This window comes from Pseudoduganella sp. R-32, from assembly GCF_049913245.1.
GTDB lineage: Bacteria > Pseudomonadota > Gammaproteobacteria > Burkholderiales > Burkholderiaceae_D > Rugamonas.
This window is the reverse complement of record NZ_CP183987.1, coordinates 6,573,246-6,589,661: the sequence shown is the minus strand read 5'-3', so window position 1 is coordinate 6,589,661 and position 16,416 is coordinate 6,573,246. Positions and strand designations below refer to the sequence as shown.

At 65.1% G+C, this 16,416-nt stretch carries 7 protein-coding genes and 1 tRNA gene (1 of these 8 cut by a window edge); 5 read left to right on the top strand and 3 right to left on the bottom strand.

Features of this window, described 5'->3' with window-relative positions; translation table 11 throughout:
• The first annotated feature begins 49 nt into the window (after nucleotides 1-49).
• Nucleotides 50-1,036 (top strand): TraB/GumN family protein, encoded by a 987-nt coding sequence (locus tag ACN9MU_RS30165; protein ID WP_426165708.1) that lies wholly within the window; start codon nucleotides 50-52, stop codon nucleotides 1,034-1,036.
• 11 nt (nucleotides 1,037-1,047) lie between these two features.
• On the opposite strand, the gene ACN9MU_RS30160 is transcribed toward ACN9MU_RS30165, so the two are convergent.
• Together ACN9MU_RS30160 and ACN9MU_RS30155 are read right to left on the bottom strand one after the other, a co-directional pair.
• Nucleotides 1,048-2,643: a methyl-accepting chemotaxis protein gene (locus tag ACN9MU_RS30160; protein WP_426343868.1), complete on the bottom strand. Its 1,596-nt coding sequence runs from the start codon at nucleotides 2,641-2,643 to the stop codon at nucleotides 1,048-1,050.
• A 116-nt stretch (nucleotides 2,644-2,759) separates the two neighbouring features.
• On the bottom strand, nucleotides 2,760-3,200 hold the full coding sequence (locus ACN9MU_RS30155; RefSeq protein ID WP_426172336.1) for a carboxymuconolactone decarboxylase family protein: 441 nt from the start codon (nucleotides 3,198-3,200) through the stop codon (nucleotides 2,760-2,762).
• A gap of 93 nt (nucleotides 3,201-3,293) precedes the next feature.
• Between ACN9MU_RS30155 and ACN9MU_RS30150 the strand changes: the two genes are divergently transcribed.
• Nucleotides 3,294-4,193, top strand: a complete 900-nt coding sequence (locus ACN9MU_RS30150; RefSeq protein ID WP_426165704.1) for a LysR substrate-binding domain-containing protein — start codon at nucleotides 3,294-3,296, stop codon at nucleotides 4,191-4,193.
• On the opposite strand, the gene ACN9MU_RS30145 is transcribed toward ACN9MU_RS30150, so the two are convergent.
• The gene (locus ACN9MU_RS30145; protein ID WP_426165702.1) at nucleotides 4,190-5,437 is read right to left on the bottom strand and encodes a M28 family metallopeptidase; all 1,248 of its coding nucleotides are present in this window, start codon (nucleotides 5,435-5,437) and stop codon (nucleotides 4,190-4,192) included. The genes ACN9MU_RS30150 and ACN9MU_RS30145 overlap by 4 nt on opposite strands.
• Nucleotides 5,438-5,630: 193 nt before the next feature.
• Here ACN9MU_RS30145 and ACN9MU_RS30140 point away from each other — a divergent pair, with 193 nt between their 5' ends.
• The 3 genes from ACN9MU_RS30140 to ACN9MU_RS30130 form a co-directional block, all read left to right on the top strand.
• The gene (locus ACN9MU_RS30140) at nucleotides 5,631-7,145 is read left to right on the top strand and encodes a family 43 glycosylhydrolase (protein ID WP_426343867.1); all 1,515 of its coding nucleotides are present in this window, start codon (nucleotides 5,631-5,633) and stop codon (nucleotides 7,143-7,145) included.
• A 55-nt stretch (nucleotides 7,146-7,200) separates the two neighbouring features.
• Nucleotides 7,201-7,274, top strand: a tRNA-Gly gene (locus ACN9MU_RS30135).
• Nucleotides 7,275-7,475: 201 nt separating this feature from the next.
• On the top strand, nucleotides 7,476-16,416 hold the start of the coding sequence (locus ACN9MU_RS30130; protein ID WP_426343866.1) for a LysM peptidoglycan-binding domain-containing protein. The gene runs 24,068 nt beyond the window's last position; 8,941 of the gene's 33,009 nt are visible here — the first part of the coding sequence; the start codon lies at nucleotides 7,476-7,478; the stop codon falls past the right edge of the window.

Sequence of the window (16,416 nt, the reverse complement as noted above, 5' to 3'; positions counted from 1 at the left end):
GCTGAGGTAATATTGCCGTTCTCTTAACCATTTTAGAAAGCGTAAGAGGATGACAAGGAAAGTACTCACCGCTGTGGCATTGAGCCTGCTGGCGGCAAGCGCCTGGGCGCAGGAAGAGGCCCCGGCGCCAGAAGGCGATACGATTGTGATCACGGGCCAGCGCCCCGGCCCGGGCCTGTGGAAGGTCAGTAAAGGCGAACACGTGATGTACGTTTTCGGCGATTATGCACCGCTGCCGATCAAGATGGACTGGCGCTCCCACGAAGTGGAAGCCATCATCGCCAAGTCCCAGGAATACCTGCCCAAGCCGTCGTTTGGCATTTCCGTCGGCTGGTGGGGCGGCATCAAGATGCTGCCATTTGCCATCGGAATCAAGAATAACCCGGACGGCGGCAAGCTGATCGACGTGCTGCCAGCCGATACTTACGACCGCTGGCAAGCGCTCAAGACAAAATACATCGGCAAGAACGACAGCATCGAGCGGGAACGCCCGATGTTCGTTGCCGACACGCTGTACCAGCAAGGGCTGGAAAAGAACGGCCTGACCATGCGCACCGACGTCTATTCGAAGCTCGACAAGCTGGTGAAGCAGTACAAGGTGAAGGTCACGTCCAGTAACGTCCAGACCGAACTCGAAAGCCCGACCGAGGCCCTGCGCGCATTCAAGAATTCACCGGGAACGGACGTGCTTTGCTTTGCCAGGACCGTGGAGCGCCTCGAGTCCGATCTCGATGCGATGCGCGCGCGCGCCAATGCATGGGCGGTCGGCGACATGTCGAAGATCTCTTCCCTGAGCTTTGCCGACCGCGAAGCCGCATGCACCGACGCAGTGCTGAACAACGACGCGTTCAAGTCGAACGAGAAGCTGAAGCAGGTGAAGGAAACGATGCAGAAGAACTGGCTGGCCAACGCCGAGCGCGCACTGGCGGCCAATGATTCGACCTTCGCTGTGCTGCCGCTGGTGCGCCTGCTCGATCCGAAAGGCCCCTTGGCCGAGCTGCAGGCCAAGGGCTACAAGGTGGAGGCGCCCGAGTAAGCGCCCCCGCCTCACGCAAGCCTGGCGCGCTTTGCGCCGGCACCGGCTTGCGGCGGCAGCTTGAACACTTCCAGTGCCTTGGCGACGGCCTGCGCCTGCAGGTCCAGCACGCCGGTGGCGGCGGAAGCTTCCTCCACCATCTGGCTGTTCTGGCGCGTCACTTCGTCAAGCTGCACGATGGCGTCTTTCACCTGGTTGACGCCGTCGCTCTGTTCGCGCGTCGCGCCGCGGATATCGCCCATGATGGAGGCCACGCGGCCGATCGAGGATATCACCGCATCCATGTCCTTGCCGGCCGCGGTGGCCACGTTGGCGCCGCCTTCGATCTTGCCGGCAGAGGCATCGATCAGTACTTTGATGTCCTTGGCCGCCGCCGCGCTGCGCTGCGCCAGGCTGCGCACTTCGCTTGCTACCACCGCGAAACCGCGGCCGCTTTCGCCGGCGCGCGCCGCTTCGACCGCTGCATTGAGGGCCAGGATATTGGTCTGGAAAGCGATGCCGTCGATCAGGCCGATGATGTCGACGATCTTGTGCGAGGACTGCCGGATCTCGTCCATCGCCGTCACCACCTGCGCCACGGCGACGCCGGTGCGTTCGGCCAGCGCAGTCGCTTCGGTCGCCACGCCATTGGCGATATTCACGTTGTCGGCTGTCTGGCTCACGGTGCCGGTAATGAGCCCCATATGCGCCGTGGTCTGTTCCAGGTTTGCCGCCTGCGCTTCGGTGCGCGCTGCCAGGTCGACGTTGGCGCTGCGCACCTGCGTCGTGGTGCTGCGGGTCAGTGCGAAATTGCCGCGGATGTCGCCCAGTATCGACGCCAGGTTCAGGTTCAGCTGGCGTACGAAGGCCTGCAGTTGGCCCAATTCATCGTGGCGGTCGACCGCCATGCGTGTGGTCAGGTCGCCGCCGGCCAGGATGCGGGTGGCGTTGATGCAGGCCTGGACCGGCGCCACGATGGCGCGGTGCAGGTTGTACCAGCCGTACAGCGCCAGCGCCGCCAGCAGCAACGCCTGCACGTGCAGCGCGGAGTCGGAGTAGGGCAGCACGGCATGCAGCGCCATCGCCAGCGCCAGCAGCGCCATGCTGCCGAAGCACAGCGCCATGCGCTGCGACAGGGAGATGTCGCGCAGCGCATTGGCGATCTTCCTGCGACCGCGCGGTGCGGCGGCGCCGCGTGCGATGCGCACGCCATCCGGATTCGGGCCCTTGACGGTGCGGTACAAAGCCTCGGCATCCTTGACCTGCTGCGGCTTCGGCTTGGTGCAGACCGACATGAAGCCGGTCGTGCGGTTCTTCTCGATCACGGGGGTAACGTTGGCGATGCACCAGAAGTAGCCGCCATTCCTGCGGCGGTATTTGACCAGGCCGCGCCATGGTTCGCCCGACATGGTGGTGCGCAGCATGTCCTCGTCGATTTGCGCCGGCATGTCCGGGTGATAGAAGGCCTTTTGCGGGCGTCCGATCAGGTCCTCGCCGGCGTAGTCGCCGACAGCGATGAACGTCGAATTGGTGTAGGTCAGGCGGCCCTGCAGGTCGGTGGTGATGACGATGGGCTTGCCGTCTTCAAGCAGGGTTTCGTGTTCGGCTGCGGTGAGTGTGCTGCGCATTTTTGACACTTTGTTTCAGTTGGGAAAGATCGCAGAGCATACTAGCAGATCGACGAATGGCCGCGCCGAAAGCGTGGCCATTTCGTGGTTTTTCCGCCAAAACAGTTGTCACGCAGTTAAGCTGGCAATTCCATCGCAAAGCCGACGCCAAAGCGGTTCCAGGCGTTGATGGCGCCGATGACGAAGGTCAGTTCCGACAGCTCCTGTTCGCTGAACTGGGCAGCGACCTCGCCGTACACCTCGTCCGGTGCGCCGTTTTTGGACAGCTCGGTCAGCGTTTCGGTCCACAGCAGCGCGGCGCGTTCGCGCTCGTCGAAGAACGGCGTTTCGCGCCAGGCTGGCAGCGCCAGCAGGCGGCGCACGTCTTCGCCGTGCTTCAGTGCGTCCTTGCTGTGCATGTCGATGCAATAGGCGCAGCCATTGATCTGCGAAGCGCGGATCTTGACCAGCTCGCGCAGCGAGAGCGGCAGCAGCGATTCGGCGATGGCGCGCTCGAGGCCCATCATGGCCTTCATGGCGGTCGGGGCGGCGGCGTAGTAGTTGATGCGTTTCATGATATCTCCTGAGAAGCGATGAATCCACTTTAGTCCGGACGAGATTGCGGATAAACTGGTCTTTATCGTTTTGAATATACGGAAAGTCGAACAATCATGGCTTTTGACCGTCTTGAGGCCATGCGCGCCTTCTGCCGCATCGTCGAGGTAGGGAGTTTCGTCGGCGCGGCCGAAGCACTGGGCGTGCCGAAGACCACCATCTCCGGCCAGATCCAGGGGCTGGAGGCGCACCTGGGCATGAAGCTGCTGCACCGGACCACCCGCCGCGTGTCGCCCACCACCGACGGCGCGGCCTATTACGAAGGCGCCCGCGCGCTGCTCGACGACCTGGATGAACTGGAGTCCTCGCGCCACGATGCGCGCGGCCGGGTGCGGGTTGAAATGCCGTCGCCGGTCGGCACGGGCCTGATCATCCCGGCCTTGCCGGATTTCGCGGCGCGCTATCCGGATGTGCGGCTCGATATCGGCTGCGGCGAGCGCGTGGTGGACCTGGTGCAGGAGGGAATCGATTGCGCCTTGCGCGGCGGCCCGGTGGCGGACCAGGATCTGGTGGCAAGGCCGGTGGGGAATATGCGCTTTTGCCTGTGCGCTGCGCCCTCCTACCTGGCGTCGGCCCCGAGGCTGGCGGCAGTGGAGGAGCTGCCAGCGCACCGCTACCTTGGCTTCGTGTTTGCAGCGACAGGCCGCCAGCACGTCCAGTCGCTGCAGCGCGGCGACCAGCGCTACGTGATCGAGCAGCTACCTGCCATGCGCTTCAATAGCGCCGCTGCTTACGTCGCGGCGGGCGTGGCGGGTCTCGGCATCCTCAATATCCCGCGTGCGGAAGCGGCGCTGCATTTGCGCAGCGGCGCGCTGGTGGAAGTACTGGCGGACTGGCACCTGGGCAGCATGCCGATCAGTCTTGTCTACCCGTATGCACGCAGGCTGTCATCGCGCGTGCGCGCCTTTACCGACTGGGCCACCGCCTTGATGGCGAGCGACCCTTTGTGGCGCTAAGGCTTGGCGACCCTGGCGCCAACCAGCTTCGCGACGCCGGCCAGCGTGGTCTGCGCAGCGTTCAGGCCAAGCAGGAAGTCCTTGTCCGAATAGTTCGAATACAGGTCGGTCGGCTGGTGCCAGTGCGGGTTCCAGCCGGCGCCGATCTGCTGCCCGCGCTCGTTCTCGCGCAGCGAGATAGAGGGCACCAGGTCCATGAAGGGTGTGGAGTCGGTGTTGGTCATGTGGAAGCCGACCGCAGCCGGATAGTTGGTCGCGTACTTGTCGTTCGCCGCGCGGAAGTCCCATGCCAGCCTGGCCGAAGCTTCGGCCTGTTTCGAGTTGGACTGGAACTCGATATTCACGTCCGCCTCCGCGCGCTGCTCTTTCGGCAGCACGTAGACCGGATGGCCTTTCGCGTCCAGCACCGGCCTGCCGGCGTCATCGAGCTTGGGGACCGGCATGCCGTGGTCGAACAGCATCATGTCGTGCTGGATCATGCCCAGCCAGCGCGGTTCAGGGTATTTGCCCGAGCCTTTCGGCGACTCGATGCCTTGCAGGTTCTTGCGCTGCTCGACGTAGGCGGCTGCGCCGTTCAAGCCGGTTTCCTCGTTGTTCCACAGGGCGAAGCGGATCGAGCGCTCGGTTTCCACGCCCGGCGCATTGAAGATGCGCGCCAGCTCCATCACCAGCGCTGTGCCGGAACCGTCGTCGTTGGCAGCCTCGCCAAAGCCGATGCCGTCCATGTGCGCGCTGACGATCATCATTTCGTCGGGACGGGTCTTGCCGATCTTGGTGCAGTAGACGTTCTCGCGCAGCGAGGTGCCTTGCGGCGTCTGTTCGGCGTTGAGTGCGCGCAGCCGTTCATCGGGCTGCTTCATCGGATCGGTGTTCACGCCGGTGGGCGCGCGGTTGCCGAACAGCGTGCTGCCGCCCTGGCCGGGTGGTCCGCCCGCGCCGCCTCCCGCCGCCACCGCCGGCTTGCCGCGCACGGCCGGTTCGGTGAACTGGTACTGCAGGCGCTCCACGTTGGAGCAGCCATACGCTTTCAACTGCGCTTCGATCCAGTCCAGCGCCTGGCGGTTGCGTTCCGTGCCCTGGCGCCGGTCGCCGAACCTGGTCAGGCTTTTGATGGTGGCCTTGTACTTTTCGAGTTCGAGCTGGTTCACCAGCGTGGAGATCGGATCGGCTGCAGCTGGCGTTTGTGCGTGGGCGGCATTTGCCGCGAAGGCCAGTGCGATGCTGAGGGCGACGGTTGCTTTCATTGGGAGCTATCCGGTGATGTGGTCCAGGCATTTTGCACCTTCCGCGCTGGCCGCTGCGTGAATTTTCAATGGCGTGACGCCATAACCGTGATACCAAAAGGGGTATTGCGGATGTAAAAGATACGATTGGTGGTCGTGCGAACCAATGACTACGATGGTCTGGCAGTAAAAAAAAACTCCAAGGAGACCATCTATGAAGAGAATTCTGTCATGTTTCGCCATGCTGATCGGCATGGTGCTTTCCGCGCACGCAGCCACGCCGATCACGATCAATACCAGCGTGCAGTACAAGATCAAGAACGTCAACAGCGGCCTGGTATTGGGCATTGACGGCGCCAGCCAGGCTGCCGGCTCCAAGGTGATCCAGTGGTCCGACAACGGTACCGCCGACCACCTGTGGCACTTCATGCCGATGGGGAATGGGCGCTACAACATCGAGAACATGTTGACGCACCAGGTGCTGGGCGTCACCAACGCTTCGACCGCCGACGGCGCGCAGGTCGTCCAGTGGGCCGACAACGGCACTTCGGACCACTTATGGGTGGTCACGCAAGCGGCCAGCGGCAACTTCCTGATCCAGAACGTCAACAGCGGCAAGTACCTGGAGGTGTATATGGCGAGTACCGCCAACACCGCCACCATCGACCAATGGGGCCTGACCGGCTGCACCTGCCAGGAATGGCAGCTGGTGAACACCGGGGCCAGCCCGTACCCTGCGCCGCGCGCCGTCACCGGCAACGGCATCTTCGTGCACGACCCCTACATGCTGCGCGACGGCAGCGGAAAGTACTGGCTGTATGGTTCGCACCAGACGCTGGCCACATCGACCGACGGCGTGAACTTCACCAATTACACCAGCTGCACGACGGCCCAGATGGGCGGCTATGCGCCGAACTGCCCTGCCATCGGGCCGGACTTCAGTTCCTGGAGCGGCCTGCAGACGCCGAAGGGATGGAACAATGGCGCCAACACCGACGTCTGGGCGCCTAGCCTGATGGTGGCGAACGGCACCTATTACCAGTACTACTCGATCCCCTACCTGCCAAGTACCGGCGCGGAAGCGGTGATCGGCGTCGCCACCAGCTCGTCGCCGCAGGGGCCATGGACCGACAAGGGTTTCGTCACCAAGTCCTGGAACAGCACTACCACCTCGCCGCCGCCAGGCTTCTGGGCGACCACCGACAATGCGATCGATCCGGCGCCGTTCCGCGACGCCAGCGGCAACTGGTGGATGGCCTGGGGCTCCTGGACCGACGGCACGCACCTGGTGCAGCTCGACCCGGCCAACGGCTTGATCAAGGCCAACGCCCCGGTGTACACAGTGGCCAGGCGCGGCAACCCGTCGGCCGGCGAAGAAGGCCCGTTCATCTACTACTACAACGGCTATTACTATTACTTCGCGCCGATCAACGAATGCTGCAAAGGCTCGACCAGCACCTACCGCACCATCGTCGGCCGCTCCACCAGCGTGACCGGGCCCTATGTGGACCGCGGCGGCGTGGCGCTGACCGCAGGCGGCGGCACCATCCTGCTCAGCACCCACGGCAATATCATCGGCCCGGGCGGCGGCAGCGTGTTCACCGATCCTGGCAACAATAACAAGCCCACCTACGTTTACCATTACTACGACGGCAACAATGGCGGGCGGGCGACGCTGGGCATCAATACGCTTGGCTTTACCGCCGACGGCTGGCCGTTCATCCAGTAGGGCCACCGTTACAGTCTTGCCAACCGCAGCCAAAGCCACATAGAATGCGGGGCACGCGGGTGTAGTTCAATGGTAGAACGGCAGCTTCCCAAGCTTCATACGAGGGTTCGATTCCCTTCACCCGCTCCAGAATACGCAATGGCGCCCTCGAGGCGCCATTTTTATTGCTGTAATAGCAACATTCATCTGCATAAATGTGTATTAGAAAAAAAATATTGCAGAAAACGCTAAATTCTTGCCGGAAACGCTGGATATATTGTTTGAAGGGCATGTTGAGGAGGACTCCATGCCCGCTTTTACCAACAAACAATTTATTCGGACGAGAAATTCATGGTAGCGATTGTCAGCGGTGGTGCACTGGGCCTGCAAAGCGGTTCCCGTTTCGTGTTGGGTGGAGACCGGGGAACGGTCGGTAATGCGGCCTTGGGGCGTAATGGCGACCAGGCCTATCTGAACGCCGCCAACGGCAACCTGGTCATCCAGTCGCGCGACGAGTTCCTGGCTGCCAACGGCATCGACACCGCGCTCCTGCGCACGTATAACAGCCAGGGCATCTATACCGACCGCCTGGGCGTCTTCGGCGACGGCGATAACGGCGACAACTTCCGCCTGGGCGTCTACAAGCGCGTCGCCTTCGTCAGCGGCAAGGTGAACACGGCCGGCAGTATCGCCAGCCGCACCGAGGAAGACGGCAGCACCGCCACCTATACCTATGACGCGGCGCGCGGCTGCTATGTCACCACCGACGGCGCCGGCGCCCACGACACGCTGACCTATACCCCGGCCAACGGCAGCGTGCCGTCGAGCTGGACCTGGCGCGACGGCGATAGCCAGGCCAGCGAGACCTACAACACCTCGGGGCTGATCACCTCGGCCACCGACGTGGACGGCAACACCACCACCTTCACCTATGCCGGCCGCCTGATGCAGAGCGTGACCATGGCTTCGGGCGATGTGCTCTACCTCGATTACAGCGACAACAACCTGGTCGGCCTGCGCACCGTCAGCGGCGGCGTCACCCGCAGCCGCACCCGTTACACCTACGACAGCAGCAAGCGCCTGACCAGCGTGGAGGTGGACCTGTCGCCGGACGATAACAGCAAGACCGACGGCAACACCTACACCACCCGTTACACCTACGACGGCACCAGCCGCCGCATTGCCACCCTGACCCAGAGCGACGGCACGGTGCAATCGTTCACCTACGTGCAGGTGGGCACGGACTTCCGCGTCGCCAGCATGACCGACGGCCTGGGACGCGTCACCCGCCTGAGCTACGACGTTGCCAACGGCCGCACCGACATGACCGATCCGCTGGGCTTTGTCACCAGCTTCTTCTACGACGCCAAGAACCAGCTGACCCAGGTGCTCAGCCCTGCGGTCAATGGCATTCGCGTGCGCACCAGCTACGCCTATGACGCCAGCGGCAACGTCACCAGCGTCACCGACGGCAACGGCAATGCCGTGACCATGACCTACGATGGCAACGGCAACCAGCTCACCCAGCAGGATGCGCTGGGCAACGTGGTGGCACGCAGCTACAACAGCGCCAACCACGTGGTGAGCGAGTCGGTGCGCATGGGCAATGGCGGCGCCCTGGTCACCCGCTACGTCTACGACAGCAAGAACCACCTGCGCTTCCGCATCAACCCGGCCGGCGACGTGGTGGAATACCGCTACGACGCCAAGGGCCAGCGCGTGGCGCAGATCGCCTACAACGGCGGCACCTACAACACCTCCGCCCTGGCGGAAGGGGCGGCGCCAGGCGAAGCCCAGATGACTGCCTGGGCTGCGGCGCAGGACAAGACCCTCAGTGCGCGCAGCGATTTCGCCTACGACTTCCGCGGCCTGGTGAGCGCCAGCACCACCTATGCCGAAGTGGATGGCGCCGGCAACGGCGTGGCCGATGGCGCCAACACCATCAACTATGTATACGATGCCTCCGGCCTGCTGCTCAAGACCATCAATGCCGGCGCCACCACCAGCTACGCCTACGATGGCCTGAACCGCCTGCTGGCCAGCACCGACGCGCTGGGCCAGCAATCGCTGGTGCAGTACGACGACGCGCACAACCGCACCGTGTCGACCCTGGCCAACGGCCTGGCCACCACCTCCACCTACGACGCCGCCGGTGAACTGGTGAGCGTGATCCAGAGCGACAGCGCCAACGGCGCCGAGCTGGGCACCGTGCGCAACTTCTACGATGCCGACGGCCGCCTGTTCTGCACCCAGGACGCGACCGGCGTGCGCACCACGTTCCTGTACGACGAGATGGGCCGCCGCAACGGCATGATCGACGGCTTCGGCGCCTTGACCGAAAGCGTGTACGACGGCGCCGGCAACCTGGTGCGCACCATCCGCTACGCCAACCTGGTGGACAGCAGCAAGCTGGTGGATGCCGCCGGCGCGCCGCAAGCCGCGACCCTGGCGGCGCTGCGTCCGCTGGCCAGCGCCGCCGACCGCCGCGTCGACCAGGTCTACGACAAGGACAACCGCCTGGTCTACACGGTGGATGAAGCGGGCTTCGTCACCCAGCAGTTCTTCGACGCCGCCAACCGCGTCACCGACCTGGTGCGCTACAACAACGCCATCAGCCGCGCCGCGCTGCCGGCCAATCCGCAGCTGGCCGATATCCAGGTGGTGTCGTCCACCGAGGACCGCCACAGCCGCAACTTCTTCGATGCCGACAGCCGCCTGGTGGGCCAGCTCGATGCCCAGGGCATCCTGACCGAGCAGAAATACGACGCCATCGGCCAGCTGGTGGAGACCGTGCGCTATGCCACCCTGACCGATGCCGCCCTGCGCAGCAACGGCTCGCTGGAACAATTGCGTCCACAGGCTTCCGCCGCCGACATCAGCGTGCACCAGTTCTTCAATGCGCGCGGCCAGCAGACCGGCGCCATCGACGGCGAAGGCTACCTGAGCACCTTCAGCTATGACGCTGCCGGCAACCGCAGCGCCGTCAAGCGCTTCGCCAACCCGGTCAACTACATGCCGGGCGCGCGCTTGGCGCAGATGCTGCCGCAAGCCAGCGCGGCCGACCAGCAGGCGACTTTCAGCTACAACAAGCTGAACCAGCTCGTATCGAGCACCGACGCCGCCGGCGTGCGCAGCGATTTCGCCTACGACAAGGTGGGCAAGCTGGTATCGACCGTGCAGGCGGCCGGCAGTGCCGACCAGCGCACGGCCCTGGTGCGCTACGACGTGCAGGGCCGCCTGGTGGCCGAACTGTCCGGCCAGGGCGCCAGCCTGCTCAACGGCGACGCCGTGCACGACACCGGCATCTGGGCCGGCTACGCCAAGCGCTACGGCTATGACGCCGTCGGCCGCATGGTCAGCAGCACCGACGCCCTTGGTGCGTCCACGCTGTACTTCTACGACGGCGCCGGCCGCCGCACCCATAGCGTCAACGCGCTGGGCGAGGTAAGCGGCATCCGCTACGACGCCTTCGGCCAGGCCACCGACACCATCAGCTACGCCAACCGCATCGATACCGCCGGCCTGGCCGGCGGCAGCAACGCCCCGGTCCTGGCCGCGCTGGCGGTGGCGGCCGACCCGCTGCGCGACAGCCTGCTGCACACCGATTACGATGTGCGCGGCCAGGCCACCCGCCTGGTCGACGCGCTGGGCAATGCCACCGTGCGCAGCTACGACGCCTTCGGCCAGTTGAGCAAGGAAATGCGCCCGATCAGCGCGGCTGTGCAGGAACTGGTGCGCTATACCTACGACAAGCGCGGCCTGCAGACGTCCATCCTGCGCGACGCCGACGGCATTGCCGCCCTGCGCAGCACTGAATACGACGCCTTTGGCCGCGCCGTGGCGCAGACCGACGCCAACGGCCAGGTCACCCGCAGCACGTTTGACCGCAACGGCCGCGTGGTGGCCAGCTATGACGCCATGGGCCAGGTGCGTTCCACAAGCTACGACGCTTTCGACCGCGTGCTGACCCAGACCGATGCGCGCGGCAATGTGACCCGCTATGCCTACGACACGGCGCTGCACAAGACCACCGTCACTTCGCCGCTTGGCATCGTGACCACCATCACGCGCAACGCGCAAGGGCAAGTGATCGCCCTTGCCGACGGCAATGGCAACACCACCAGCTACAGCTACGACGCCGACGGCCGCCTGCTGGCCACCACCGATGCCAACGGCAAGGCCGAGCATAATGAATACGACGCCGCCGGCCATCTGGTCGCCACCGTCGACCGCAACGGCGTCGCCACGCGCTACACCTACGATGCCGCCGACCGCCGCCTGAGCCAGGTGGTCGATGCGGGCGGCCTGGCGCTGACCACCACCTGGACCTACGACGCCAAGGGCGAAGTGGTGTCGCAGCGCGACCCGAACGGCGTGCTGACCGTCACCAGCTACGACCAGAAAGGCCAGGCTACCCGCGTGGTGGTCGATCCGGCCGGCCTGAACCTGCACACCAGCTATACCTACGACGCGCAGGGCCACACCCTGACCGTCAGCCGCGGCGCCAACGGCGTCGACAGCGCCAGCGTACGCTACGACTACGACAAGCTGGGCCGCCGCGTGGCCGAAGTGGTCGACCCGGCCGGCCTGGCCGTCACCACCCGCTTTGCCTACGACGCTGAAGGCAACCGTGTCAGCATGACCGACCCGGACGGCCACGTCACCCAGTTCCATTACGACGCCGACGACCGCCTGCTGGAATCGGTGGATGCGCTGGGCCATGTGCAGAAATTCGAGTATGACGCTGACGGCAACCGTACCCGCACCGTCGACGCCAACGGCCATGCCACCAGCTTCGTCTACGACGCCGGCAACCGCCTGCTGTCGCAGACCGACGCCATGGGCGGCGTGACTGCCTACACGTACGACGCCAACGGCAACCGCCTTTCCAGCACCGATGCACTGGGCCGCACCAGCCGCTTCGAATACGACAAGCTGAACCGCCTGGCCAGCCAGATCGACGCGCTGGGCCAGCAAACCACCTACGCCTACGACGCGAACGGCCAGCGCCTCAGCGTGACCGATGCCAAGGGCGGCGTGAGCCGCGCCGAATACGACGCGGCTGGCCGCCTTGCCGCCAGCATCGATGCGCTGGGCAACCGCACCAGCTATGCGTACGATGCCAACGGCAACCGCATCGCCACCACGGATGCCAACGGCCACATCGTAGTCTTCCACTACGATGGCGCCAACCGCATGGACCAGCAGGTCGACGCGGCCGGCACCACGCGCTTCAGCTATGATGCGCGCGGCAACCGCACCGGCCTGACCGATGCCAATGGCAACACCACCACCTTCGCCTACGACGGCGCGGACCGCCTGGTGCGCGTGACCGACGCGCAAGGCGGTACCACCGTCTACGCCTACGACGCGGCGGGCAACCGCACGTCCGTGGTAGACGCCAACGGCCACGCCACGCGCTTCAGCTACGACGCGGCCAACCGCCTGGTGCAGACCACCGACGCTCTGGGACAAGTCACCCGCAAAGAATACGACGCAGTGGGCAACCTGCTGCGCAGCACCGACGCCGCCGGCAATGCCACCACCTACGTGCTCGACGCATTGGACCGCGTGGTAAGCCGCACCGATGCCATGGGCTTTGTCACCGCCTACCAGTACGACGCGGTCGGCAACCGCACCGCGCTGACCGATGCCGCTGGCAACACCAGCCGCTTCGAATACGACGCCGGCAACCGCCTGACCCGCAGCGTGGACGCGCTCGGCCTGGTCACCAGCCACGAGTACGACCAACTGAACCGCCGGGTACGCAGCATCGATCCGGCCGGCCACGACAGCAAGTTCGAATACGACGCAAACGGCCGCCTGACCGCGACCATCGACGCCTTGGGCGCCCGTACCTCCTACGAATACGACGCTGTGGGCAATCGCACGGCAGCTTTCGATGCGCTGGGCAACGCTACCCGCTTTGAGTACGACAGCAGCAATCGCCTGGTGGTGCACACCAACGCGATGGGCCAGAGCACGCGCTACAGCTACGACGCGGTGGGCAACCGCTTGGCCAGCGTCGATGCCAATGGCCATGCCACCAGCTACCGCTATGACGCGTTGAACCGCAAGGTCGAAGAGACCAACGCCGCGGGCGACTCGGTCCAGCATGTCTATGACGCCGTGGGCAACCTGACCATGACCCGCGATGGCAACGGCCACCAGCGCTTCAACCATTACGATGCACTGAACCGCCTGACTGCAGCAGGCGATGCGCTGGGCGCCATTACCCGCTTCGATTACGACGCCGTGGGCAACCGCACCGTCGTCACCGATGCACTGGGCAACGCAACGCGCTTTGCCTACGACGCCAACGGCCGACTGGTCAACCAGACTGACGCGCTCGGCAACATCACCCGCCACGATTACGACCGCCTGGGCAACCGGGTGGCCACCACCGACGCGCTGGGCCGCGGCACCCTGTTCGCCTATGACGCCAACAGCCGCCTGCTTTCCGTCACCGCCCCCGGCAACGAGGTGACCGCCTTCAGCTACGATGCGGCTGGCAACCGCACGGCAACGACCGACGCCAACGGCAACCAGACAGTGTTTGCATACGACGCCGTCAACCGCCTGGTGTCCAGCACCGATGCCCTGGGCCACCGGACCACGCACGCCTACGACGCCGTCGGCCAGCGCCTGTCCACCACCGATGCCAACGGCCATACTGTCTCCTTCAGCTACGACGCCGTCGGCCGCCTGGCCGCCACCGCGGACGCCTTGGGCAACCGTGTGGAGCACCGTTACGACCAGGCCGGCAATCGTGTTGCCACCGTCAACGCCAACGGCCATGTCACCAGCTATGGCTATGACGCGGCCGATCGCCTGGTTTCCGAGACCGATGCGCTGGGCAACCGGGCCGAGTACCATTACGACAACGCCGGCAACCGCGTGGGGGCAATCGATGCCAACGGCCATGCGACCGGCTTCGAGTTCGACGCCAACAACCGCCTGGTGCGCCAGACGGACGGCACCGGACGCTCGACCAGCTTCGCCTATGATGCCGTCGGCTCCATGGTGGAAAGCACGGACGGCAACGGCAATGCCACCCGCTTCAGCTACGACGCCAACGGCCGCCTGTCCGTACGTACCGATGCGCTGGGCGGCATGACTCGCTTCGCCTACGATGCGGTGGGCAACCGCATCGCCAGCATCGACGCCAACGACCATGCCACCAGCTACGTGTACGACCTCGCAAACCGCCTGGTGAAACAGATCGACGGGCTGGGGAACGCCACCAGCTACGAATACGACAAGGTCGGCAATCGCCTGGCCACCACTGACGCCAACGGCGCCACCAGCCGCGCCGCGTATGACGCCGCTTACCGCCTGGTCAGCGAGACCGATGCGCTGGGTGCGGTCACCACGCACAGCTACGATGCCGTCGGCAACCGTATCCACAGCACCGACGCGCTGGGCAATGCCACGGCCTTCGATTACGACGCGGCCGACCGCCTGCAAAGCATCACCGACGCCCTGGGCGGCGTCACCCGCCACAGCTATGATGCCGCCGGCCAGCGTGTATCGACCACCGATGCCGCCGGCAGCACCACGTCCTTCAGCTACGATGCAGCAGGCCGCCTGGTAGCGCAGACCGATGCCATGGGCGGCAAGAAAGCGTTCGCCTACGACGCCGCCGGCAACCGCATCCAGGTCGTCGACGAGAATGGCAACAGCACCAGCTTTGCCTATGATGCCGCCAACCGCCTCAATGAGCAGCGTGACGCCCTGGGACATACCGTGCGCTTCATGTACGATGGCGCCGGCAACCGCATCGTCATGATCGACGGCAATGGCCACGACACCCGCTTCGGTTACGATGCGCTGAACCGCGTGGCAAGCGTGACCGACGCGCTGAACAATACCAGCAGCTTCGAGTACGACAAGGTGGGCAACCGCATCGCCAGCATCGATGCCAACGGCCACGCCACCCGCTACGAATTCGACGCGGCCGATCGCATGGTGGGCCAGACCGACCCGCTGGGCAACCGTACCGGCTATGCCTACGACGCCGTGGGCAACCGCGTCGGCACCACCGACGCCAACGGCTTCACTGTGCGCGCGGCATACGACGCGCTGCACCGCGTGATCGAGACGATCGACGCCCTGGGCGGGACCGACAAGCTGCGCTACGACGCGGTCGGCAACCTGCTGGAGACCGTCGACGCCGCCGGCAACCCGACCCGCTTCGAATACGACGCCCTGCACCGCCAGGTAGCGGCCATCGACGCCCTGGGCGGCATGACGCGCGCCACGTACGACGCGGTCGGCAACCGCACCAGCACTACCGACGCCCTGGGCCGCGTGACCCGCTTCGCCTATGACAAGCTGCAGCGCCAGGTCGGCATCACCGATGCGCTGGGCGGCGTGACGGCGGTCGCCTTCGACGCTGCCGGCAACCGCATCGCGCGCACCGACGCCAACGGCAATACCACCCGCTTTACCTACGACCAGGCCAACCGCCTGGTGTCGCTGCAGGACGCGCTGGGCGTGGAAACCGCCTATGCCTACGATGCGGCCGGCAACCAGGTGAGCGTCACCGATGGCAATGGCCACATGGTCGAGTCCATCTTCGACGCCGCCAACCGCCTGGTCCAGGTGAAGAATGCGCTGGGCGAGATGAACAGTTACGGCTACGACAAGGTCGGCAACCGCGTCGCCGTCACGGACGGCAACGGCCACACCAGCACCGCCGCTTACGACGCCAACAATCGCCTGGTGCGCCAGGCCGACGCGCTTGGCAACGCGACGCAGCACGAATACGATGCCGTCGGCAACCAGGTGCGCGTGGTCGACGCCAACGGCAATGCCAATGCCTTCAGCTACGACGCCAATCGCCGCCTGTTGAAACAGACCGACGCGCTGGGCAATGCCACATCCTTCGCCTACGACGTGCTGGGCAACCGCACCTCGGTGGTCGACGCGCTGGGCCGCGTCACGAGCTTCCATTACGACGCATTGAGCCGCATGGTCAAGCAGACCGATGCCCTGGGCCACGACAGCAGTGTCAGCTACGACGCCGTCGGCAACCGCCTGAGCGCAACCGACGCCAACGGCAACACCACCAGCTTCGCCTACGATGCGCTGAACCGCCTGGCCGTCACCACCGATGCGCTGGGCAACCAGACCGGGTTCGCCTACGACCATGTGGGCAACCGCACCGGCGTCACCGACGCACGCGGAAACACCACCGCCTTCGAGTATGACGCCAACGGCCGCCTGGTGCAGGTGACCGACGCCCTGGGCGGCAAGACCCGCCATGCCTACGACCGCGCCGGCAATCGCC

What these genes read in the sequence shown, in the direction of transcription:
- ACN9MU_RS30165 (WP_426165708.1), top strand. Translation starts at nt 50, where the DNA reads ATGACAAGGAAAGTACTCACCGCTGTGGCATTGAGCCTGCTGGCGGCA.
- ACN9MU_RS30160 (WP_426343868.1), bottom strand. Translation starts at nt 2,643, where the DNA reads ATGCGCAGCACACTCACCGCAGCCGAACACGAAACCCTGCTTGAAGAC.
- ACN9MU_RS30150 (WP_426165704.1), top strand. Translation starts at nt 3,294, where the DNA reads ATGGCTTTTGACCGTCTTGAGGCCATGCGCGCCTTCTGCCGCATCGTC.
- ACN9MU_RS30145 (WP_426165702.1), bottom strand. Translation starts at nt 5,437, where the DNA reads ATGAAAGCAACCGTCGCCCTCAGCATCGCACTGGCCTTCGCGGCAAAT.
- ACN9MU_RS30140 (WP_426343867.1), top strand. Translation starts at nt 5,631, where the DNA reads ATGAAGAGAATTCTGTCATGTTTCGCCATGCTGATCGGCATGGTGCTT.